This window comes from Anabaena azotica SJ-1 (assembly GCF_047275885.1).
Taxonomy (GTDB): Bacteria; Cyanobacteriota; Cyanobacteriia; order Cyanobacteriales; family Nostocaceae; genus Trichormus_B; species Trichormus_B azotica_A.
The window spans coordinates 5895599-5919336 of sequence record NZ_CP178454.1; the positions used below are offsets into that span (position 1 = coordinate 5895599).

Annotated in this window: 19 protein-coding genes; 5 read left to right on the forward strand and 14 right to left on the reverse strand. The window is 37.8% G+C overall.

The window, feature by feature from the left end:
• Positions 1-45: 45 nt before the first annotated feature.
• From ACLLO5_RS25480 to ACLLO5_RS25490, 3 genes are all read right to left on the reverse strand, one after another.
• Entirely contained in the window at positions 46-1080 is a 1035-nt protein-coding gene (locus ACLLO5_RS25480; RefSeq protein ID WP_413173262.1) for a TauD/TfdA family dioxygenase, read from the reverse strand.
• Positions 1081-1088: 8 nt separating this feature from the next.
• Entirely contained in the window at positions 1089-2012 is a 924-nt protein-coding gene (locus tag ACLLO5_RS25485; protein ID WP_413173263.1) for a hypothetical protein, read from the reverse strand.
• 83 nt (positions 2013-2095) lie between these two features.
• The gene (locus ACLLO5_RS25490; RefSeq protein WP_413173264.1) at positions 2096-5545 is read right to left on the reverse strand and encodes a condensation domain-containing protein; all 3450 of its coding nucleotides are present in this window, start codon (positions 5543-5545) and stop codon (positions 2096-2098) included.
• A 682-nt stretch (positions 5546-6227) separates the two neighbouring features.
• Between ACLLO5_RS25490 and ACLLO5_RS25495 the strand changes: the two genes are divergently transcribed.
• From ACLLO5_RS25495 to ACLLO5_RS25510, 4 genes are all read left to right on the forward strand, one after another.
• Positions 6228-9170, forward strand: a complete 2943-nt coding sequence (locus ACLLO5_RS25495; protein WP_413173265.1) for a TonB-dependent siderophore receptor — start codon at positions 6228-6230, stop codon at positions 9168-9170.
• A gap of 195 nt (positions 9171-9365) precedes the next feature.
• Positions 9366-10322 (forward strand): sucrase ferredoxin, encoded by a 957-nt coding sequence (locus ACLLO5_RS25500; protein WP_413173266.1) that lies wholly within the window; start codon positions 9366-9368, stop codon positions 10320-10322.
• 23 nt (positions 10323-10345) lie between these two features.
• On the forward strand, positions 10346-11326 hold the full coding sequence (locus tag ACLLO5_RS25505; protein WP_413173267.1) for an iron-siderophore ABC transporter substrate-binding protein: 981 nt from the start codon (positions 10346-10348) through the stop codon (positions 11324-11326).
• Between the two features lie 20 nt (positions 11327-11346).
• Complete coding sequence (locus ACLLO5_RS25510; RefSeq protein WP_413173268.1) at positions 11347-12639, forward strand: MFS transporter; 1293 nt, start codon at positions 11347-11349, stop codon at positions 12637-12639.
• Between the two features lie 64 nt (positions 12640-12703).
• Here ACLLO5_RS25510 and ACLLO5_RS25515 read toward each other — a convergent pair whose 3' ends face one another.
• Positions 12704-13246, reverse strand: a complete 543-nt coding sequence (locus tag ACLLO5_RS25515; protein ID WP_413173269.1) for a hypothetical protein — start codon at positions 13244-13246, stop codon at positions 12704-12706.
• A 721-nt stretch (positions 13247-13967) separates the two neighbouring features.
• Here ACLLO5_RS25515 and bchE point away from each other — a divergent pair.
• Positions 13968-15563, forward strand: coding sequence for a magnesium-protoporphyrin IX monomethyl ester anaerobic oxidative cyclase (gene bchE, locus ACLLO5_RS25520; protein ID WP_413173270.1), 1596 nt, complete (start codon positions 13968-13970; stop codon positions 15561-15563).
• An 87-nt stretch (positions 15564-15650) separates the two neighbouring features.
• On the opposite strand, the gene galT is transcribed toward bchE, so the two are convergent.
• The 10 genes from galT to ACLLO5_RS25570 form a co-directional block, all read right to left on the reverse strand.
• Positions 15651-16751, reverse strand: coding sequence for a galactose-1-phosphate uridylyltransferase (gene galT, locus ACLLO5_RS25525; RefSeq protein ID WP_413173271.1), 1101 nt, complete (start codon positions 16749-16751; stop codon positions 15651-15653).
• Between the two features lie 81 nt (positions 16752-16832).
• The gene (locus tag ACLLO5_RS25530) at positions 16833-17621 is read right to left on the reverse strand and encodes a DUF6816 family protein (RefSeq protein ID WP_413173272.1); all 789 of its coding nucleotides are present in this window, start codon (positions 17619-17621) and stop codon (positions 16833-16835) included.
• A gap of 125 nt (positions 17622-17746) precedes the next feature.
• Positions 17747-18154 carry a ChuX/HutX family heme-like substrate-binding protein gene (locus ACLLO5_RS25535; protein ID WP_413173273.1) on the reverse strand — a complete coding sequence of 136 codons (408 nt, stop codon included), beginning with the start codon at positions 18152-18154 and terminating at the stop codon, positions 17747-17749.
• A 74-nt stretch (positions 18155-18228) separates the two neighbouring features.
• Complete coding sequence (locus ACLLO5_RS25540) at positions 18229-19182, reverse strand: PhoH family protein (RefSeq protein ID WP_413173274.1); 954 nt, start codon at positions 19180-19182, stop codon at positions 18229-18231.
• 396 nt (positions 19183-19578) lie between these two features.
• Complete coding sequence (locus ACLLO5_RS25545) at positions 19579-19965, reverse strand: KH domain-containing protein (protein ID WP_413173275.1); 387 nt, start codon at positions 19963-19965, stop codon at positions 19579-19581.
• Positions 19966-19972: 7 nt separating this feature from the next.
• On the reverse strand, positions 19973-20233 hold the full coding sequence (gene rpsP, locus ACLLO5_RS25550; protein WP_190907218.1) for a 30S ribosomal protein S16: 261 nt from the start codon (positions 20231-20233) through the stop codon (positions 19973-19975).
• A 295-nt stretch (positions 20234-20528) separates the two neighbouring features.
• Positions 20529-21986 carry a signal recognition particle protein gene (ffh, locus tag ACLLO5_RS25555; protein WP_413173276.1) on the reverse strand — a complete coding sequence of 486 codons (1458 nt, stop codon included), beginning with the start codon at positions 21984-21986 and terminating at the stop codon, positions 20529-20531.
• A 191-nt stretch (positions 21987-22177) separates the two neighbouring features.
• A complete protein-coding gene (locus ACLLO5_RS25560; protein ID WP_413173277.1) occupies positions 22178-22714 on the reverse strand; it encodes a hypothetical protein in 537 nt (178 codons plus the stop codon).
• The gene (locus ACLLO5_RS25565; RefSeq protein WP_413173278.1) at positions 22711-22995 is read right to left on the reverse strand and encodes a hypothetical protein; all 285 of its coding nucleotides are present in this window, start codon (positions 22993-22995) and stop codon (positions 22711-22713) included. Before ACLLO5_RS25565 ends, ACLLO5_RS25560 begins: the two co-directional genes overlap by 4 nt.
• Positions 22995-23732: a TIGR04255 family protein gene (locus ACLLO5_RS25570; RefSeq protein WP_413173279.1), complete on the reverse strand. Its 738-nt coding sequence runs from the start codon at positions 23730-23732 to the stop codon at positions 22995-22997. The genes ACLLO5_RS25565 and ACLLO5_RS25570 overlap by 1 nt, the downstream gene beginning before the upstream one ends.
• Between the last annotated feature and the right edge of the window lie 6 nt (positions 23733-23738).

Consider the following 23738-nt stretch of genomic DNA (forward strand, 5'->3'; position numbering starts at 1 on the left):
TTGTCCTATTGTTGTTGTTAATCTTAATCTATACTTCCTGGGTATTTATAATTTTTCAGACATACCAACTACTACTTTTCTTGTCCCTACAAATGGCATTCTTCCGTGTGCGGTAAGCATATTATCCAACATTAAAATATCTCCAGCTTGCCAAGAAAAAATTACAGTTTCTTGTTTATAGACAGCGCGAATGGCTTCTAAAACTCCGCTTTCAATGGGTGAACCATCACCGTAATAAGTGTTATGTGGTAAGTCTGCTTCTGCAAATTCTGCTAACAAAGCATTACGAATATCTGCTGCTAAAGTTGAGATATGAAAAAAAGCAGCGTGATTAAACCAAACAGGTTCGCCGGTTTTTGGGTGTATAGCAACCGCTTGTCTACGAGAACGAGTTCGCAAACGATTTCCCTGTTTCCACTCGAATTCAATGCCATTTTGATAGCAAAATTCTTCAACTTCGGATGGGTTGGTAGTTTGAAACACTGTTTGCCAAGATAGCCCAAAACCATCACCAAAGTTACGCACGTACATCACACCTTTTTCAATGAAGCGATCGCGCATTTTTGGGTTAATCTGTTGTAATAATCTCCGTGTATCAGCGATGGGAGTTTCTCCACCTTGCTGTGCTGGTGTGACACAATGAAAGAAAATTTTTAAAGGCCAACTGGCAGCGTAGGAGTTTTCACTGTGTAGAAAGATACTTTGGTCAGCAGGATAGTCAGTAGATGTGTAGATTTTACCTTGAACTGCACTACGAGGAGAAGAGCGATCGACATATTCTAACAGTTTTCCCGAAACTGTCTGAATCAATTTCTCAAACTCAACCAAGTCTAAAAGTTGAAAGTTACGAAATAGGATACCTCCATGCTTGAGTAAATAACTTTCAATTAATTCTCGATTACTTGTTGCCCAAGAAATTAAATTTATCCCATCTACTGCCGGTTGAATCAACAAAGGTAAAAAACTGTCTGTCAGTAAAGGTGTTGCTTTAATTAATTCTGCCTGAGAAATATTTACACCTTGTCGTTTAACAGACCGTAACTGGTTAAGGGTGAGTTTTGGTGACTGGGGAATTATCATAATCAAAATTAATTGGATTTTTGCAACAATTCAAGTGGCTGATATTCAGAATTAACAATATTGTTTTTAGGAAAATTTAGACCTAGCTCATCAATACTTGTAACACCAAATAGTTCTAAAATTTCTGGAGACAACGTATTATTGTCAATGAAATTGCTGCCTTCATTATTTTGTCCTTTATACACAATTACTAAATTATGGTAAAAGTGCGTAGAAACAATATTTTTGTCAAAGTAGTTGGGGATATAACCTGGATTCAAAAACTCTTCATAATTGAGTCCATCTACCATTCTTTTAAACATATTCATGACGGTTTTTGGATCATTTAAATCTAGGCTTCCCCCAACATTAATGGCATTTTGTAAAAAAATGCTGTCCTCAGCAAACTCTTTCCATCTTTCACCTGTCAGACTAGGCCAATAAGAGTGGTGGATATTTTCTGATGCATAAATACCGCCATCTTTCAAAACAGGAAAAAAAGTATGGAAGGCATTTATATGATGTTCGTTAGCAGCACTGCCATCTTCAATAATAATATCGAGTTCACCAGTTTGATCTAAGACTTTTTTGATGAAATCCTTATCATTTTGGTCGCCATGAAATATTTTAATCCTATCTTCTTCTAAATATCTTTTATCTACAATATCAAGACCATAAACCATACTGTTAGGAAAATATTTTTTCCAGGTTTTTAAAGCTTCTCCACCGAAGCTATGGTCTTCATAACCGCCAATACCAATAGCCAAAATTTTGAGTTTTTTGTGCTTTAAGGGAGCGAAATGGCTTTGGTAGCGATGAGCAAACCGCAGTTTAGGCCATCTATCATGGGCATAAAGTGTTGATACTTTAGTTAAATCATTAGGGTTGAGAAACACCATTAATTGTTTCTGCCATTTTTGCCATACTATTTTGTATTCTTTTAATAATTCCATTATGTAACTCCTATGGAAGATCAAGATAAAAAACTGATGTTACAGTAAATTACGGCTATCTAAAATCAAGCAAAACAACTTCTTTAATTACTGCTTATAGCTTTACGTTTGCTTAATTTCAGCTTTTGTAATGAAGTTAATTCAAGTTCCTTTGCTTGTATTTGCTGTTGGTGCTGATTATTTAAGGCAATTAGTTGGGCTAACTGATCTACTTTAATATTTGGTTGTTCAACAACAGCATATAGTAAAGTTGAAAAATCATTGTTCATGCTGGCAATAGTTGCACTATTAAACAAGTCTGTTTTATACTCCATTGAACCTTGAAACCCTTCTGTACTTTCCCAAATACTAAATTTCAAATCAAATTTAGAAGTACCAACATCTACTTCTTCTGGTTGCCAAGTTAATTCTGAAGTTTCAACTGTTGGTATGGAAGCATTTTGCAAAATAAACATCACTTGAAATAAGGGATTATAACTCAAGTTACGTTCTGGCTTTAACTCCTCTACCAATTTTTCAAAAGGTAAATCTTGATGGGCATAAGCATCTAAAGCAATAGCACGTACCTGTTTGAGTAAGTCTCGAAAACTAGGGTTGCCACCAAAGTTACTGCGAAAAACTAAAGTATTGATAAAAAAGCCAATTAAGTTTTCTGTTTCTCTCCAGTTCCTACCCACAACAGGCGAACCAACTAAAATATCCTCTTGTTGAGAATAGCAGTAAAGCAAGGTTTTAAATACAGCCAAAAGAGTCATAAATAAAGTTACACCCTCTTGTCGATTTAATTTTTTCACACCTGCTTTTATTTCGGCTGAAATGGTAAAAAATTCCTTTTTACCTGTAAAACTTTGTATTGTTGGTCTAGGTTTATCTGTGGGCAGATTGAGTAAAGGTACGCTATTACTAAGTTGTTGCTTCCAGTAATTTAGCTGCTTATTAATGATATCACCTTGATAATAATTTCTTTGCCAATAAGCATAATCTGCATATTGAATGCTGAGTTCTGGTAAAATTGCAGGTTTATTAACAGTAAATGCTGCATAAATATCTGCTAGTTCTTGGACAAGTAACCCAATTGACCAACCATCAGCGATGATATGATGTAGGCTAATTATCAGTAAATGTTCATCTGGTTTTAATTTGAGTAATTTACCCCTTAATAAGGGAAGTTCGGCTAGATTAAAAGGCTTTTGAGTTTCTTGTAAAATTAAATTTTGAAGATCACAATTCTCACTTTCCTGTGTTGTTAAATCAAGATGTGATAATTTTACTTCTAAAATCTCATGAATCACTTGAACTGGTTTCCCATCTACAGGGACAAATGTCGTCCGTAAACTTTCATGACGTTTGATAATTTCATTCAAACTGGTTTCTAAAATTCCCTCATCCAGTTTACCAGTTAATCTAATAGCAATAGCTACATTATAAAATGGATTACCTGGTTCTAACTGATCAAGAAACCATAAACGTTCTTGAGCTAAACACAAAGGTAACTCGGTATTTCTAGGAGCAAGTTGAATTGTTTGAATTGGAGTTTGATTTGTTGATAAAATTTGTTTGCCAATTTGACTAATACTTGTTTCAAATAAATCTACGGCTGAAATTGCTACTCCTAAATCTTTCTGAATCCGATTTTTCAAATCGAATGCTTGTAATGAATCAATCCCTAAATTACTTAAAGGTTGTTGTAAGTTCATTTCATTTAAGGGAATTGATAGTACCTGAGCAACTATTTGTTGTAAGTAAGATTCAATATTTTGATCTGTGACTTCTCCTAAATCAGCAAAATTTAAAACTTGATTTAAACCTTGATTTAAAATACTACTGTGAATAATTTGGAGATTACCAGCTAAAAATTCGGCTTTAGTGGCACGACGTTGTATTTTACCACTGGAAGTTTTAGGAATTGTCCCGCTTTTAATTAAAATGACTGCATGAACTTGAATTTCAAATTGCTGGGAAACAGCTTGACGAATAGCGGCAACAACTTCTGCAAAATTGGGTTTAGCCCGAAATTCTAATTCTTGAACTATGACTAATTTTTCTTCATTTTCTATTTCAATGGCAAAGGCAGCCCCACCATTACGACGTAAAGCTGAATGGCTATTTTCTGTTGTTAATTCAATATCTTGGGGGTAAAGGTTACGTCCACGAATAATAATTAAATCTTTGCTTCTGCCTGTAATAAATAGTTGTCCATGATGGAAGAATCCTAAATCACCTGTTCTTAAGAAAGTCCCTTCACTTCCATCTTTGAGTTGAGCTTGGAATGTTGCTTTAGTTTCTTCTGGACGTTGCCAATAACCTTTGCCAATGCTGGGACTAGATACCCATATTTCTCCTACTACATTTTCAGGACAAGGAGTGCAATTTTCAGAATCAGCAATAATAATTTTCTGCCCTGGTATGGACAGGTTATAACCTACTAAATTAACAATATTTTTATTTGAATTCGTAGAAATAATTTTGTGTTGTTCTAATGCTGTTTTATCTACGGTAAGAGTTACAGGTAAATCTGATTTTACAGTTCCTGAAACCATTAATGTTGCTTCTGCCATGCCATAACAAGGGTAAAAAGCTTGGGAACGAAAACCACAATCTGCAAAGGTTCTACTAAACAGTTCTAAGGTTTCTTGGCGGACAGGTTCTGCACCATTAAATGCTATATCCCAACTACTCAAATCTAAAGTGTGTCGTTGTTCAGGAGTAATTTTTTGTACACATAAATGATAGGCAAAGTTAGGCGCACCGCTAGTAGTTCCCTGATAGTTAGAAATGGCTGCTAACCAGCGATAAGGGTTTTGCAAAAAGGATGTCGGTGACATCATGATACAAGGAAAGCCACCATATAAAGGTTGCAATACCCCACCAATTAATCCCATATCATGATACATTGGCAACCAAGTTATAAACTTGCTTTGGCGCGAATGTTCCATGCAGACATAAGTCATGGTTGCATTATGGATTAAATTGCCATGTGTCAACATTACACCTTTGGGTGTACCTGTGGAACCAGAGGTATATTGCAGAAATGCCAGAGTGTCTGAATTAATGGGCGGTTTGCGCCAGTCAACGGCTATATCAGGTTGTATATCATCGGTCGTTAACCAACGCATATTTATGTCTGCTTTGGCAACTAATAAAGATTTTATTTGCTGTAAAATCGTGGTTGTAGTCAAGACAATTGTCGCTTGAGCATCTTTGATAATTGATAGTATTCTCGGTGTGTTGCGATGGTTGCGCGGTGGATAGGCGGGAACAGCTACCACACCTGCATACAAACACCCAAAAAACGCTGCTAGATAATCTAAGCCTGATGGGTACAACAGTAATGCCCGCTGTCCAGTTAAATTTAATACTTGTAACTGACAAGCGATCGCTCTACTTTGACGATCTAATTCTTCATAAGTCAGGGATTGTGCTTGTGCTTCTCCATCTTGCAGAAAAGTAAAAGCCTCTGTATTTAGTTGTTCTAAACACCTATATCGCAGTAAATCTACAACCGTAGAAAAATTATTGACAGATTTAGTCATTGTACTTTCACAGCCTTGATGGAAACAAAAAATGGAATTGAAGCCAGGTAAAAACCTTAACAAAGCGTTATCACCCTAGTGCTAATTGGTTAGTTTGCGGGTATTAGCAGCGTTTCATTCGCGTCTAGATGAATCTGTTGCTTCCAGTCAGCAAATATCTATTGCTAATAATTTTCAATTATTGATATTACCTTATAGCAATTAGTTAAAAATTACAACCAAAAACTAATCAATAAGTTTTATCACCATTTTGGTCACGTATAAGTTTTTTACACCCTCCTAAATTACTGCTTTAGGCAGATCACCAACTCTTATCTACAGAATTTTTACTTAAAAGTAACAGATATTCATTCTTGGTTAATACTCAAATCTCTTGTAGAATAAGGTTTTTAGCCCAGATATTCCATTACCTCTCTTTAAATAAGTACATTTATACTAAGTTTGCAAAAATGCTTGCTTTCCAAAAGCCTTTATGATAATAGTTCTTAATAGTGATGGCTATATGTGTAAATACTTGCATTTAACTAGTGAGAAATCTTGTATATAAAAGATAAGTCACTATTAAGAAAATATTGCGTCACAGTTTTAGGGGGTGAAAGTTTCTACTGGATGTAGAGACTAGTACGCAACTACAACACTTAGGAAGACTCTGTTTACAGGTGTAGGGGAAGGAGTAACGGGAATGAAATCTGAGTTCATGAATGAGATACGTTCAGCGGGATTAGCACTAGCTGTTATTAGCACCTTAGTACAACCAGCTTATGCCCAAAAGCAAACACAAGAAATTTTTAGCGTTGAAGACAAAGAAAATTATTCAACCAGCGCAGCACAATTACTAGCACAAAACCGCAATACATCAGTCACTAAAATTACAGGTGTTAAAGTTAATACTACTGATAAAGGTATTGAGGTAATTTTAGAAAGTCCTGATATAGAAGCACTCAAGCCAGTCAATAAAAGCCAAGGCAGCGATTTCATAGTAGAGATACCCAATACAGTTTTATCACTAAGTAAACAAAACAGTTTTAACCAAAAAAATCCAGTGACAGGCATAAGCAATGTCAGCGTCACCCAAACCAACGCTAATACCGTCAGACTAACAGTTACAGGTGAAAAAGGTGTACCAACCGCAGAATTATTTGATGGTGATGAAGGCTTAATTTTTGAATTTGCAGCGATCGCATCTACTACAACTCCACCACAGCAAAGTCAAACATTAATCCAAATTACAGGAGTTAAATTTAACACCACTGCTAACGGCTTAGAAATAATTTTAGCCACTCCAGAAGGCGACAAACTGCAAATATCTTCCCAAACAGAGGGCAACAAATTTATTGTTGACATTCCCTCAGCCCAACTTAGTCTACCCAATGGTGACACAGTTAGCCAAAAACAACCCAGTGCAGGAGTTAGTGATATCACAGTTAGTAACTTTAATAGCAACACTATTAGAATTATCTTTACGGGAACAGATAATACACCCAAAGTAGAACTATTTGATAGTGATGAAGGTTTAATTTTTGGCGTTACTTCCACAACATCTACCCCTCAACCAGAAACACAACCCACACCAGCACCCCAATCAGAAAATTCAACTCAACCAGAACAACCAACAGCCACAGAAACACCCATAGAACTAATAGTTACAGGCGAAAAAAATAGCGGTTACTTAATCCCCGAAGCCACAACTGCTGCAAAAATTGCTGCACCATTACGTGATATTCCTGCATCTGTACAAGTCATACCCAAAGAACTCATTCAAGACAGACAAGTAGTTAAACTCAACGAACTAGCAGATAACGTTAGTGGTGTGCGTCCTCAAGAAACCTATGGTGGACTTGCATCTCAAGGTTACTTTATTCGCGGTTTTGCTACAGAGTTTGAAACCCTTCGTGATGGCGTAAAAGATGCTGGTTTTTTGAGTCCTCGTGATGTCGCTAATATTGAGCGTGTAGAATTTCTTAAAGGGCCAGCATCTGTTCTTTATGGTAGCGCCTCCAATCCCGGTGGTGTAGTCAATACTATTACCAAAAAGCCACTTGAAGATCCTTTTTATCAACTTAACGGTACTATTGGCAGTAACGACTTTTACCGGACATCAATTGATTTTTCAGGCCCTTTATTAGAAAATCGCGCCGCACTTTATCGGTTAAATGTAGCTTACGAAAATGCGAACAGTTTTCGTGATTTCGGAGAAAATGAAAGTACCTTTTTTGCCCCAATCATTACCGTCAAAGCGGGAGAAAGAACCAATATTACCTTTGCCTATGAATACCAAAAATATGACTACACTTTTGATCGGGGTTTTCCTTCCAATAATAAAGTAGTTTTTGACCTGCCTATCAACCGCTTTTTAGGTGAACCGAATCTCAATCGAGGTGAAATGAAATCTAATAATTTCACCTATACACTAGAAAGTGAATTTGGACATAACAATAACTGGAAATTCCGTCAAGTCTTCAATGTCATTAACGTTAGTGGTAACACCAGAGGAGTGCAACCAGGCGATATCAACACTGATGGACGGACAGTATCACGGAATTATCGCAATGTTTATGACGAAACAAATAATTTGTCATTTCAAAATGAAATTAGTGGCAAATTTAAAACTGGTTCAATTGTCCATAATGCACTGATCGGAGTGGAGCTATCCCGCCAAAAAATAGCTTACGATTTTTATAGTGGCAGCATTGGCGATTTAGATATTTTCAATCCTGTTTACGGCGCACCAGCACCTACGGATCTTAGCAGATTTAATGATGAGTATGGTGGAGATAATATTGCCATTTATTTCCAGAATTTAATGGAACTAACACCACAAATCAAATTACTTGCAGGTGGTCGTTTTGACAGTGTTGATTCTTTTTATCGAAATGTAGAAACGGGTACAGTCTATAATGAAAATTCAGACTCCAAGTTTTCTCCAAGAGTAGGATTAGTTTATCAACCTACTGATTCCACATCAATTTATGCTAGTTGGACTAATTCCTTCAACCCGCAAATATTTAGCAAAAATCGAAATAATGAACCTTTTAAACCAGAAACGGCAGAACAATTTGAAATAGGAATTAAGCAGGAATTTTTTAATAAACGTCTGTCAGCAACTTTAGCTTATTTTGATATCACCAAGAAAAATGTTTTAACTCCAGATCCTGTTGATGATAACTTTAGCATCCAAACAGGTGAACAAAAAAGTCGGGGTATTGAATTAGATGTTGTTGGTGAAATTCTTCCCGGTTGGAAAGTCATTGGTACTTATGCTTACATAGATGCCTACATTAGCCAAGATAATGACTTATCATTACTCAATAATGGGTTAGTTGGTGTACCTTACAATAGTGCAAGTTTATGGACTACTTACGAATTTCAAAAAGGTAACTTGCAGGGTTTCGGGTTAGGACTTGGATTTGTTTATGCTGGAGAAAGAGAGGCTACTTTACCAAATAATCTCAAACTTCCTTCCTTTGTCAGAACAGATGCTAGTATTTTCTATAAGCGGAATAATTGGCGTGCCGCCATTAACTTTAAGAACCTACTAGATACTAAATATTACGAGTCTCAAGGGTTCTATATTGTTCCGGCAGCACCATTAACAGTGTTGGGAACGGTTTCTTTTGAGTTTTAATTTGTGCTGTAGATAGGGTTAAATATTCAACCCCAATGGGCGGGAAAACCCCGCCTTTAAAACTTCACATATTAGTTCATAAATAACTAATTTCTCTTGATGATGAAAATAAGATGGTTGAAAATCACAGATGTTAATCCTGAAAATTAGGATTACACTGGAAATTTTCATTGACCTTTACTCAGTTATTTCATTATGCTCAATTCCTTTTGTGCGCTAGAATCTCGTTATGTTGGAGAAGACCCAATTGCTAATGCTTACAATTTTGATTTTTTTGTCATGATTGAATGTCCAACACCTTGGACAAAACAGGCTTTCAATTCTAAGCCAATTCCCGAAAATTTAAGAAATTTAGTTGAGGATTTTAATAAATCTGGAATAACTGTAGAGTTCTTATTATTTTATAATGAAGAACTTAAAAAACCGGATGTAACGCGAGTTTTCATTTTTAATAAACCAACTGGTTTTGCTCAAGGTTATAGTAAGTATGAATTTGCCGTATCTGACATTAATCTGGTAGCACCTGCTGTCAGAAAATGCTTAGTTGATAAAAATTTAGAAGTTTATAGTCTAGAATCTACCACCAGAGATATTTTTATCTGTACTCATGGTAGCCAGGATAAATGCTGTGCTAAATTTGGCAATCCTTTTTATCATCAAGCAAAAACTATTGTTAATAATTTAGGTCTAAATAATGTCAGAATTTGGCAAACTACACATTTTGGTGGTCATCGTTTTGCCCCGACTGCTCTAGATTTTCCTGATGCTAGATACTATGCAAGATTAGATCCTGAATCATTCACTGCTCTTTTGACATGCACAGGTAATCTTGATTTTATCAAGCGTGTTTATCGGGGGTGGGCAATATTACCAACAGAAGCACAGGTTTTAGAAAGAGAAATGATTTTGATGTATGGTTGGCAATGGTTTAATTTTAAAGTTACGCATCAAATAATTACTCAAAGTGATGATGGTAAATTCAACCGTATAGAGTTAAGTTTTATCAAACCAGATGGAAGTTTTGACACCGTGCAAGCAGATGTTTTGGTAGATGATAATAAAACATTATATCTGAAGGATTGCAGCGGTGGAGAAGCAGAAATAATTCCTCAATATTACGTGCAGAATTTACTAACCTACGTTAATGCTTAGTTAATGTTTCAAAATTATATTCAATGAAAAAACGACATTTTGCTTATCTAAGGCTATGTATTTTGACTGTTATCTCTTTGTTGATAATTACTGCTTGCCATCAGGGTTTTTATCAAAAAGCTAGAGAAATAAAAGCAAAGCCATCAGCATTAGCGGCAGAATGTCGATTAGTTAAACATGAATTAGGTGAAAGTTGTATTCCAATTCAGCCAAAACGGGTAATAGTCACTGAACAATTAGCTTTAGAAGTTGTCTTAGCATTAGGAATCAAACCAATAGCTACCCCAGAAGCGGATTTTGTAGCTGATAAAGCTAATTTTTTGGGTAGTAAAATAGAGGGTATGACTTATATAGGTAAGGAGAGTCAGTTAAACATTGAAAAGATTATCAATTTACAGCCAGATTTGATTGTTAGTTTATATGGTATCACGCCAGAAACTTATAAATTATTTTCGCAAATTGCCCCTACAGTACAATTGAAATATTCTCAAAGTAGATGGAAAGATTCTTTACAACAAATGGGGGATATATTAGGTAAAGGTGATATTGTCAAAGAATTATTAACTCAATATCAAGAAAAATTAACAAATCTCCGGTTTTTGTTGGGTGATAAAGTTAAGAAAATCAAAGTTTCTGTGAGTAGATTTCACGGGCAGGTACAACTACCTGAATTTCGTTCTCAATATTCTTTTCCTGGCAGTATTTTGGCAGAGTTAGGAATTTCCATGCCAGTTCATCAAATGAATTTAGTCAAATCTCCTAATGATAATTTAATTATCCTCAGTTTAGAAAGAATAGATTTACTCGATGCAGATATTTTATTTGTAGCGGTAGATCCGGGTGCAAAAGAATTGTTTCATCAATATCAAAATAGTCAGCTTTGGCAAACATTAAATGTAGTCAAAAATCAACGAATTTATAGTGTTGATTCTAGCTACTGGATATTTGGTAGTATTTTATCAGCTAATGCCATCATGGATGATTTATTGAGATTTCTTACTTAAGATAGATAACATAATTAATAATGCGTACTTTTTTTATCATCTGGTTGGGTCAGTTTATATCAAGCATGGGTAGTTCGATGACCTCTTTTGCTATTGAACTCTGGGCTTGGGAATTAACAAATCAAGTAACTACATTAGCTATAATCAGTTTATTGACGCAGATTCCTAGTATTTTAATCACATTGGTTTCGGGAATATTTATAGACCGTATAAATCGAAAAATATTAATGATAATTGGAGATTCAGTAGCAGCTATATCTACTGTCTTTATCTGTTATCTGTACTTCAATAACCAATTAGAAACTTGGCATCTTTATGTGACTGGTGCTGTAAATGGGGCTTTTAGTGAAATTCAATTGCTGGCATATTCAGCATCAATTTCTATGCTAGTTCCCAAACAGCATTACACCCGCGCTACAAGTATGAACTCTGCTATTCATTACGGTTCAATTATTATAGCTCCTGCATTGGCGGGTGTACTCTATTATATAATTGGGTTTGGTGGAATTTTATTTATTGATCTGATTACTTTTATAATAGCAATTACTACTATTTTTACACTCAAGATTCCCCAACGAAAAATTACCAATCAATTTCAGCATCAGGTAATTTTTTTGCAGGAAATATTCTTTGGATTTCGCTATCTGGTTGAGCGTCCGAGTTTATTAGCAATTATCAAAACTCAGGCTTTATTTACTTTTATTCATGATATTGGTGGAACTTTTTCTTCTGCAATGATTTTGGCACGTACCAATAATAACGCTACGGTGTTAGGAAGTATCTCGTCTGCTGCTGGTTTGGGTGGAGTGACAGGAGCTATACTTTTGAGTATTTGCGGTGGTCATAAACGCCGTATAAATGGCTTTTTGTTAGGAATGATTGGTGCTGGAATTAGCAAAACAGTATTTGGTTTCGGACAAGGGTTAATGATTTGGCTACCAGCACAGTTTTGTTCTTCTCTCAATTTTCCAATGTTGACAAGTTCTAGAACAGCTATTTTGTTGAGTAAAGTTAGACCAGATGTACAAGGACGAGTTTTTGCTGTTGAGTCTAGCATTCAACAAATTGTTTCAGTGATTGCAGTCTTGATTTCTGCTTTGCTTGCTGACCATGTTTTTGAACCTGCAATGATGCCTGGAGGTAGCCTTACTTCCTTATTTAGTGGTTTATTTGGCACTGGTAAAGGTGCGGGAATGGCACTTTTATATGTAATTTCTTCTCTAGGTTTGTTATTAGTTGGTTTGGGTGGATATGCTTACCCCAAACTGAAAAATGTGGAATATATTGTACCTGATCATGATGTTGAAAAATAACAATCAAACCCTTCGGGTAATTAAAAGCTAAAGCCGTAATTAACGCAAACTATTTGTTAGCTTTTTAATCATGTAACAATGCCTCAAGTTTATTAATTAAATTTAAGTTATCTATGTCTATGCCTAACTCCTTTCTGATTTCTGATATTGTTTTATTTTCATAAATTGAAAAATTCAAATTATTAATATTTTTAATTTTTACTTTTCTTCCATATCTAAATCCCAAATCAAATGAGAGTAAATGTTGTTGCGTAAATCTATAATTTGGAGAATAAAGATATTTAGATATAAATTTGAAGATTAGGCAATGCCAAGATTTGGTTTTTACGTCATTGCCCATTGTAAAACCAACAATAAAAGATTCATCTTCTAAAGAAAATCCTCGCTCTAGTAATATGTGTAGATAATCATGTCTACAAAGGTCTATTTTCCCAGGAAAGGGTAGAAAACTTTGAGGATTTTCTAATAACCAGACCATGAAAGGAATATCTGATTGTTTATCACCCTTGAGAGTTTGATAAACATTTTTTAATGTGTGTTGACTGGTATAATTACCGATAGTAACACTAGTAGTATTTTTAGCACCTGTAGTTAATTCAATAGCCATCTGTAAACTCCAAAACAGTCAACAAATATAAAGATGCAACTAGCATAAAAAATCATAATTTTATCTTTTAGTAAAATACTTGCTACTAGTAATTGACTAGAACTAATTGCTAAAAAGATAAACCCATATCCACTAATTATGGTTTTAGATGCTAATAAAATACCGCCACCTAATGCACATAAGCTACTAGATATTTTTAAAATCGAAGAAATAGGTAACTTTTTTTTGTGCTTGCCTTTAAATAGCATATATGGATATGGAAGTTATGGTATTTTATTATTATAAACTTATTTTCATACGATTAATAAACTGCTGACAATAGAATAAATACGTAAACTCTGCATCAAAAAATAATTGCCTGAAATATATTCTGGGCAATAATGAGGAGGAGTGGGATACCTTTGGAGATTACGTAGCGTCTCAAACCTACACCCTCAACACCTTTCATGGAACATTAAGTTTTGAAAAACTTTCTTTCTCATTAAGGTTGTATAGCTATAAAGTTATGTAAGTGAATTAGTTGATCCATTAATTTACAAAACAAACATCAGGTAATAAGAAGTTTGGATCAGTAATTGACTACTGATTGCTTTCGTCTCATCTCAATTAGTAAAAATTTATCCATAAGGCTTTCTCTCTTTTGAATTTGGTAGAAGCAAAGCTGTTGAAAGCGGGATATTTTCAATTTTTGAGTCCTCTGGTAAGAGTTAGGAGATAGATTATGCGGATTCTAATGATTCAACCCAATTATCATTCTGGTGGTGCAGAAATTGCTGGAAATTGGCCACCTAGTTGGGTTCCTTATGTTGGTGGGGCGTTGAAATCAGCAGGTTTTACCGACATTTGTTTTGTCGATGCTATGACCGATTATATTTCTGATGATGCTTTAGCGGATATTATTAATAAGCATCAGCCAGATGTGGTTTTGGCAACGGCAATTACACCGATGATTTACCAATCTGAAAAAACTCTGAAGATTGTTAAAGAAGTTTGTCCCCAAGCGAAGACAATTATGGGTGGGGTTCATCCTACCTATATGTACAATGAAGTTCTCGATGAAGCTCCTTGGGTTGATTATATTATACGCGGAGAAGGGGAAGAGATTACAGTTAATTTGATGAATGCGATCGCTCATGGAACAGATCAAAATGAACGCCGTAATATATTAGGTATTGCTTTCTTAGAAAATGGTCAAGTTATCGCTACACCAGCCCATCCTCCTATTGCTGATTTAGATACCCTCACGCCAGATTGGAGTCTATTAGATTGGAGTAAATATATCTATACTCCTCTGAATGTGCGGGTAGCTGTTCCCAACTATGCTAGAGGATGTCCTTTTTCCTGCCGTTTTTGTTCCCAGTGGGCATTTTGGCGTAAATACCGTTCTGGTACTCCCAAACAATTTGTTGATCAAATTGAAATTTTGGTGAAAGAACATCAAGTAGGGTTTTTCATTCTGGCTGATGAAGAACCTACTATTAATAAACCCAAATTCATTGCTTTGTGTAATGAGTTAATTGAACGCAATTTGGGGGTTTACTGGGGAATTAATACCAGGGTGACAGATATATTGCGGGATGAACACGATTTACCACTTTACCGCAAAGCCGGACTGGTTCATGTTTCCTTGGGGACAGAAGCCGCAGCACAATTAAAGTTGAATTTGTTCCGTAAAGAAACGACGATAGAAGAAAATAAACGGGCAATTCAATTGTTAAAGCAAAATGGTATGGTGGCTGAGGCTCAATTTATTATGGGTTTGGAAAATGAAACCCCAGAGACAATTGAGGAAACCTATAAAATGGCTTTGGATTGGAAAGCAGACATGGTAAACTGGAATATGTTTACTCCTTGGCCATTTTCAGAATTATTTCAGGATTTAGGCGATCGCGTCGAAGTTCGAGATTATTCTCAATATAACTTTGTCACCCCAATCATGAAGCCCGATGCAATGGAACGGGAAGATGTCCTCAAAGGAGTGCTGCGAAATTATGCCCGTTTTTACCTCCGCAAAACTATTGAGTATTGGTTTGTCAAGGATGCGTTTAAACGCAAATATCTTTTAGGTTGCTTGAAGGCTTTCGTAAAAACCACCCTCAACAAACGCTTCTACAACCTCAAACGATTGAAATACAAAGGTTTGCACACGGAAGTTGAGCTAGGTTTTGATGAATCCAAGATTCTCACCCGCGAACAAATTGCCCAGCGTAAACAAGAACATCCAGAACTGATGGCGGATGTAAATTTTACAGGTAATATTTCTGCCTGTGGCGCACCCAATGAACTGCCGGAGTTTGTTGAGCATAAACAGGTGTAACAGGGGATACTCTTCGGGCAAGGCAGGAGGCAGGAGGCAGGAGGCAGAAGGCAGGAGGGATTAATTTGATATGAAAATTCACCCTTTTTATGGCGAAACTGGCATTCTGAGATTAACTCTCACTGCTTGCAATTCCTTGGCTTTCTCCTCTGGTAAAGCGTCATTAGCAAACATCCCCGCTGCCAGTTCCGTTCCTGCTAAATACTTCAAGCGATCGCTCGTGCGGTATGGTGGATAAAACTGGGCGTGTAAATGTGCTTCAGGATGTGCTAAACCATCCGTTGGAGCTTGAAACCAAGACATTAAATAAGGGAAAGGACGATTCCACAAGCCGTCATATTTGAGGGTGACGGTTTTTAATGCCTTAGCCAGTCCAAAACGCTGTTCTGGGGTAAGTTCTGTAAAACTGCTGACTGGCTGAATTGGTGCAATCCAAACTTCATAGGGGTAACGCGCACAAGCTGGGACAAATGCGATCGCATCTTGATCTTGATAAATAATCCTTTGGTTGTCTGCAATCTCCTTCTCAATCAAATCTTGCAGTAACCCACGCCCATGTTCCTGATAATACTCTTGCTGCATTGACAACATCCGCGCCGGAACAGGTGGTACAAAAGGATAGGCGTAAATTTGTCCGTGGGGATGGTGCAATGTCACACCCACCTCTACACCTTTATTTTCAAAAGGTAGGACGTACTGAATTTGGGGATTGTTTCCCAGTTCAAGAGTGCGATCGCCCCACACTTTCAATAGCAAATCTAGGTGCGACAATTCTAATAAACTCAGGGAAGTCCGAGCATCCTGAGTAAAAACCACCACCTCACACGCTCCATTGGCGGGTAAAGTTTCCACAATGGATTCAGGTGAATTCTTGGCTGTAGGAATCATTGAGGGAAAGCGGTTATCAAACACAGCCACATCATACTTACCTTGGGGTAGTTCCGTGGGAAACTTGGGGTCAATGGTCGGCGCAAGGGGGTTATATTCTGGAGGTGGCATAAATGTCCGCCCTTGACGATGACTAGCATAAGCCACCCATTCACCCCGCAAGGGGTGCCAGCGCAGGTGCGGATTAGCTTGCACTGGTTCGTTACTAGGGCTAGTAGCTTCTAGCTGGCTGGCTATGGGATAGCGACTGTATAAAGTCAATTTCCGTCCGTCGGGCTTTAACAGCTTGTGGGAGTACATAATCCTTGTCCTGAGAGGGTTGCAGCGCGGATTGCCTCAATGGAAAATTTTGGTGTGCGATCGCCGTACAATAATCTGGAGTTATTGATTTGGCTGTGCTAAGGGGAAAAACTCCAGACGATAACGATAAAGTGCTACTGGTTGAGAACCTGCGGTAAAATAATCAGGATCTTGGGGAGAGAGGTAAACCGCAGTAACTTGATCTGCTTCAATTGCTGGGTTTGATGATGCAAGTTGATGATAAGCAGTTGTAGATTCTACATTATTAAAATAGGCACGAGAACCACCTTTAAAATATTGTTGAAAAACTTCTGTGGTAATAAACTGATTATTTGATTTCTCTGTTGCACGTGCAGTGACAATAGAAACTAATTGTCGTTCACCACGAAAAAAGGTAATTTGACGATTAGGAGATTCTGGATCTATTTTACTTGCTAATACAGTGTCATTACCTAAATAAGCTCTGGATAAATTTAAACTATTAAAGACTCTATCAGCTACTAATATTTTGGATAAATTATCTATTTTAGGAATCAGTTTTAATTGAGAAATAGGCGGTTTAATTTTCACAAATCTGACGAAAAAGCTCACAGGTTGATTTAGTTGTTGGCGATTTCCTTCAAATCCAGGTGTCACAATATCTGGTGCTAGAGGTGCGGCTAAATCTACTAATGTGCTTGTGACTTTCCATGTACCAGCCATCCAGTCAGGGTAAATTAAATCTCCTGCTACTGGTTTGACTGATGTTAATTTTTGCCACTGAGGAAAATTTGCTAATCGTTCTGCTAATTCACCTGCTTGTGCTTCTCCATTTCCTAGCAGGAGTGAAAGTATTAAGCAAAAACTCAAAAGCACTCTGATAAAAAACATAAAATTACTTTTTTAGTGTTGCTTATGGGTGTTAATTTATATTTATTTAAGGGAGGCAGAGCCTCTAATGGGCATTCCCAGTCGGAGACTGGGAACGAGGGAAACGAGGGGATTTAGATATTAAATTACAAAGTTTCGATGGGTAAAGGTTGCCAAACTTCTCCATATTTCTCCCGTAAAGCTTGCCAGTTTTCTACTTGACCTGGTTCATATTCTCCGGGTTTACCCCATTGTAAAAATATGCTTAAAGCAGGTTCTTGTTTCTCATCTACAAACCGGATTGCATAGGTTGTAAAATTACCTCTTTTTGCTTCACCTGTTTCAAATTTCACTTGAGTAATTTTGTCCATATTCAAATGAAATTCAAATCCTTCAGTGTGCATATTGGCATATTTGCCTTTGAGAAGTTCTGCGTAAAATAGCTTTTCTATTTTTCCACGTGCTTCTAAAACTGCGGCGCTGCTGGTGACAATTAAACGTAAAGTTCCTAAATTTTCACAAGCTTCCAAAAATTCTCTCAATGTTGTACTCATAACTTAGTTTTTTACTTTTTTACTTTTTTACTAATGACCAAGGACTGATTTACCAGGGTGGGGAGACCCCGCCCCTACTTTTCGTGATCTTCGTAAGCGGCAACAATACGCTGTACTAAAGGATGACGAACTACATCTTTTTGGGTAAATTCACAAAAAGCAATGCCTTCAACGTGCTTCAAAATTTGTAAAGCTACTGTTAATCCTGATTGTTGGTGAAGTGGTAAATCTGTTTGTGTGATGTCACCTGTAATTACCATTCGTGAACCAAAACCCAGACGGGTTAAAACCATTTTCATTTGTGCTGGTGTGGTATTTTGAGCTTCATCAACAATTACGAAGGCATTGTTTAAGGTGCGTCCACGCATATAAGCGAGTGGTGCAACTTCAATTACTCCACGTTCCATTAAATTAGGGACTTTTTCAGGGTCGATGAATTCATTGATGGCATCATAAAGGGGACGAAGATAGGGATTGACTTTTTGTTGTAGGTCTCCTGGCAAAAATCCTAATTTCTCTCCTGCTTCTACCGCTGGACGAGTTAAAATTAACCGTTCAAATTGATTAGATAGAAGTTCTTGGACAGCGACGACGACAGCAAGATAGGTTTTACCGGTTCCAGCAGGACCAATACCAAAGGTGAGGTCGCGTTTGCGAATGGCTTCAATATATTGTCTTTGACGAAAGGTTTTAGCACGGATTTCTTGATTACGACGACTTTTGGCGAGGATATCTCGCTGTAGGTCTTGTAGTTCACCTTGACGATCGCTCTCTATGGCTTGACGGGCTGTTAAAATATCCGCAGTTGAGATATTATTGCCTTTACTCCACAGGTTTTCGAGCGATCGCACTAATCGCGCTGCTAGATCAACCTGCTTGTCTGTACCAGCTATCAGGAGTTCCTGTCCACGTAAAACTAAGCTGGCTCCTGTTTGTTGAGATAGAAATTTGAGATTTGCTTCCCCATATCCCCCTAGAGCGATCGCACTGGGAATATTAGGCAGCTGAATTGTTAAAGCACCTGCCATAGTTTTTTAGTAATAATGTGAGGAGCAGTTCTTGATCAAGATGATGTTGTCCTGAAGAATCCAGCAGAATAATTTTTTGAATTTTTTTAAATGTTTATAAGAATTTACAATATTTTAACCTAGAATATGCTGAAAAAATTGCAAGAGTTCAGGAGTCAGGACAATACGCTTCGGCTTATTTTGAGTGAACTGGCTATAAATACTTTGCTCTAAAATCCAAAATCTAAAATCCAATTGATTCTGAGAATAGGCTGGCAACAGATGTCTGTACTTTATTGGTAACTCCGTCAGAGTAACGAGAGATACCGAAAAGATTTGACAATCTTGTTGCCACCTGTCTCCATTTTTCCCAGAACTGATTACTGGGTAAGTCCGCTTAAATTTACCAGTTTAGACCTACTGGAAACGGGGTTTCGCAACAGGTCTGGGTATGTTTCCTGTTCTTTCTCTTGATCTTGGTGGGGGTATTCTTTCTTCCTGTTCTTCATCGAAAGACATACCATCCCGACTTTGGGAACTGCTGCCGTAGATGTCCAGGTATACTGATTGCCCAGCAAATTCTGCTGCTGCTGCAACCACCGTGCGAATCGCCTGAATATTGCGCCCCCCCCGACCAAAGACTTTTCCTTTGTCTGTCGGGTCAAAAGCGATGCGAATCCAAGCTCGTTTGAGGATGTGAGACATTTCACAATCGACGCTTAAAGACTCTGGAGATTCTAAAAACGGCTGCACAAGAAATTTTACCAGCCCAACATAGTTAGGACTGGCTGTTGATGATTTCATCTCCAGATTACGATGCGGCTGTTGCACTGACTTGTTCAAAAACGTTAGCTTTTACTAAAATGCGACGAACTGTATCCGTGGGTTGAGCGCCTTGTTGTAGTCGCTTAACGATACCGGGAATATCCAATCGGACTTCATCGGTTCTGGGGTTATAAAATCCTAGTTCTTCTAGGGGACGACCATCACGGCGAGACAGGTCGTTAATAGCAATAATGCGGTAACTTGCCTCCCGCTTTTTACCAAATCGCTTTAAGCGCAGTTTGATCATGTTGAGAACTCGTTGTCCTGTTTGTAAGTTGTGATTTTGTGACTGTGTTGATGAAGATAGTGACTAGGCTAAACGGCCTCTGTTCAAAACTTCCAATACTGAAATGACAATTTTAGCACTTGCTAGGCATTATTGGGGGAAGGTGATAGGGAATGGGGAGGATGGGGGAGATGGGGGGCAGGGGGAGCAGAGGAGCAGGGGAGCAGAGGAGCAGAGGAGCAGAGGGGCAGGGGGAAATTTTAATTCTTTCTTCTTACTCCTGAACTCCTATTCCCTGTCACCTGTCACCTGTCACCTAAAGTGTGCCAAAGCCTTTTTTCTTTTTCTCTTTCTTTTTCTTTTTGGTTGGTGGTACGCCACCGGGATAACCGCGCCAACCTGGTGCAGGTCGATTTCCTGCGGCTAAGGGGTTGCCCATAGCGCCGCCGCCAAACATTCCTGGCATACCGGGGAAGTTGCCTTGACCCATTTGTTGCATGAGCGATCGCATTTTTTGGAAATCTCCCACCAACTTGCTGACATCTGACTCTCTATAGCCAGCACCAGAAGCAATGCGTCGTCGCCGACTGGGAGAACTCGCTAATAAATCCGGATCACGGCGTTCTTGTTTGGTCATGGAATTGATCATGGCTTCACAGCGTTTTAGCTGGGTTTCCCCCTGCTTCAACTGGTCATCTGAAAGCTTACCCATACCCGGAATCAATTTCATGATTCCACCCAAAGACCCCATATTTTTCATGAGGCGTAATTGTTTGAGAAAGTCTGTAAAATCAAACTTTGCTGACAGGATTTTCTCCTGCATTTTCTCAGCATCTGCCAAGTCAATTTCTTCTTGGGCTTTCTCTACTAAGGTAAGAACATCACCCATTCCTAAAATCCGTGAAGCCATCCGTTCAGGATAAAACGGTTGTAGTGCCTCGACTTTTTCACCCACACCGACAAACTTAATTGGCGCACCAGAAATTTGTCTGACTGACAGCGCCGCACCACCCCGGCTATCACCGTCTAATTTAGTGAGAATTGCCCCAGTAATACCGATTTGGTCGTGAAAGGTACGAGTTAGATTTGCGGCTTCTTGACCCGTCATTGAATCCACGACTAACAAAGTTTCGTCAGGTTCGATAGTTGACTTAATGCGGGATAATTCCGCCATCATGTCTTGGTCAATTTGTAAGCGTCCGGCAGTATCAACAATAACGGTATTAATGCCTTCATTTCTAGCGCGTTCCACACCTTGACGGGCAATTTCTACAGGATCAGCGTCGCTTCCTAATTCAAACACAGGTACGTCAATTTGCTTACCCAGTGTCAAAAGCTGATCAATAGCTGCGGGACGATATACGTCTGTGGCGACTAACAAGCAACTACGATTTAATTTCCGTAAATGTAAGGCTAATTTGGCGGTAGCAGTGGTTTTACCAGTCCCCTGTAAACCTGCCATTAATACGACGGTAGTTTTACCCTCAACTTCTACTAGGGGAACATTTTCTTCCCCCATTACCTGCACAAGTTCATCGTAAACAATTTTGATAAACTGTTGATCAGGACGTACACCGGAGATGACTTCGGCTCCCTGAGCTTTGGTTTCGACTTCGGTAATAAAATCTTTGACTACCTGGAGGTTAACATCTGCTTCCAACAAGGCGCGACGCACTTCGCGCAAAGCATCTTGAATGTTGGATTGAGAGATTTTATCTTGTCCCCGCAGTTTTTTCCAGGCAGATTCTAAACGATCAGATAATGCATCAAACATAATTCAGTTACAACGTAAGTTAGCCAGTGAGAAAATCTGAACCGCTGATATGGCGCTCCAGGATATCCGGTAAAGTTTGAATGTGCTATATTACCAGCTTAGTAGTTTTTACCGCAGCTGTAGCAACTGAGTTTTGTCTTGGGGACTATTTTTTCTTGCACTACCACAACCTTGTTTTCATTTGTCTGTTATTAAAAACGTGGGATTGAAGATGGTAAACCAACCCGCATAAATAATCTTGCGAATGCTTGAGAAAAGTGTTCTAAATAAGGAGATTTTAACCGCCACCGATATCCTAATTGTGTAGCGTGTTTGAAGACATAATCATAGGGTAAACTATATACTTGTCGAAAATCTACCACCAGTGCTTCTCTATTATTCTCTGGGCTAATCGGTGAAGATAATAAATGTAAACCCTCACGTCTACCTGTTAAAACTTCATTCCATACACCCTTCTTTTTAAATCCCTGGTTAGTTTCTTCATATTCAGAAATTGAGTAAATTGGACATAATAAAACCCGACTTATTTTGCCATTTTCTAAGTCACAGCTTTGAGTTAAAATAATTAAATCGTATTCTTCTATTTCTATTTCTACTTCTTGAGTTGGGCTATTTTTTCCAAATTTTGTAGGGTCAAACACTGGTATTGGTACAAGACACCCAGGAAGGAAATCTCCTTGCCTGAGTGCGGCTTCATTTATTTGCACCCAGAAATTTTCTATGGTCATTCTTCGTCTAGAGGATATGGCAAAGGTTTTCCACGCCCTTTGTATTTTGCACGCATAATTACACGCTCTGAGCGTTTGGGTGGCACAGGCTTATAATCTATTTCATTATTGACTGGCAGAGATTCTAAATAATCTTGAATAGATGTAATTTTTTGCAAAAGATCATTTATTATTTGTCCTTCTGGGCTTTGTAGTTGTGAACTTGTTGTTGAATCTAAAATTAGCGGTTTTGGTGGACTAAGATTTCTATGAGTAGGTGGTAATTTTGTGATGGTAGCCATTACTGAATCAACTCCCTTGTGCGTTCTGTAATACAAGCTTCAAAGGCTTGATTATTCTGTGTGTGCATTTGTTCCAAAATATCCCATATTCCAGTATCTGGATTAGAAATATTTTGTTCTACAAAAAAGTCTAAATCTAATAGGATAGAAATAATTTCTTCTGTAGATGAAGGAACAATTGCTTGATTCAGAACTAGCATTCCTGCTAGATTCTCTTGGGGAATTTGTAACTGCATGAAATATCCACTTAGACCTGGGGATAAATCAGCAGAAACTTCAGGAAATGTTCTTAAATATTCTTGTAAATCACCAAAAGGCAGCGGTATATCTATTCTGTTAATGTATCTGAGTCCTACCCTATTAATAGATTGTGGATTAGTCAGAGAATTGTATATACTCCATAGTCGCTTTGCTTCATCTCGGAATATTTCCCAACAATCATAAGGAGCTAAACGACTGAATGCAAAACCGTCTAAACGCAGTTGACAAATATATTTTTCATCACTACTGAGAACTCTGTAACCGATATGAGACTGACTTGCTTTCGCTGCTACACTAGCACCTCCCATCATTTCACCTTGTAAAACTAACATATTTTCACGCTTTGGATACTCTGCTTGAATACTGGAGTACATCCGCGACAAAATGTCAAGATTAACTTCTGGTGAGAGTTGAGCTTGTAAGTTAATCACTGCTTCGGTGATTGGGGCGTGTGAGTAGTGTTTTCTTAGTTGCATATCTAA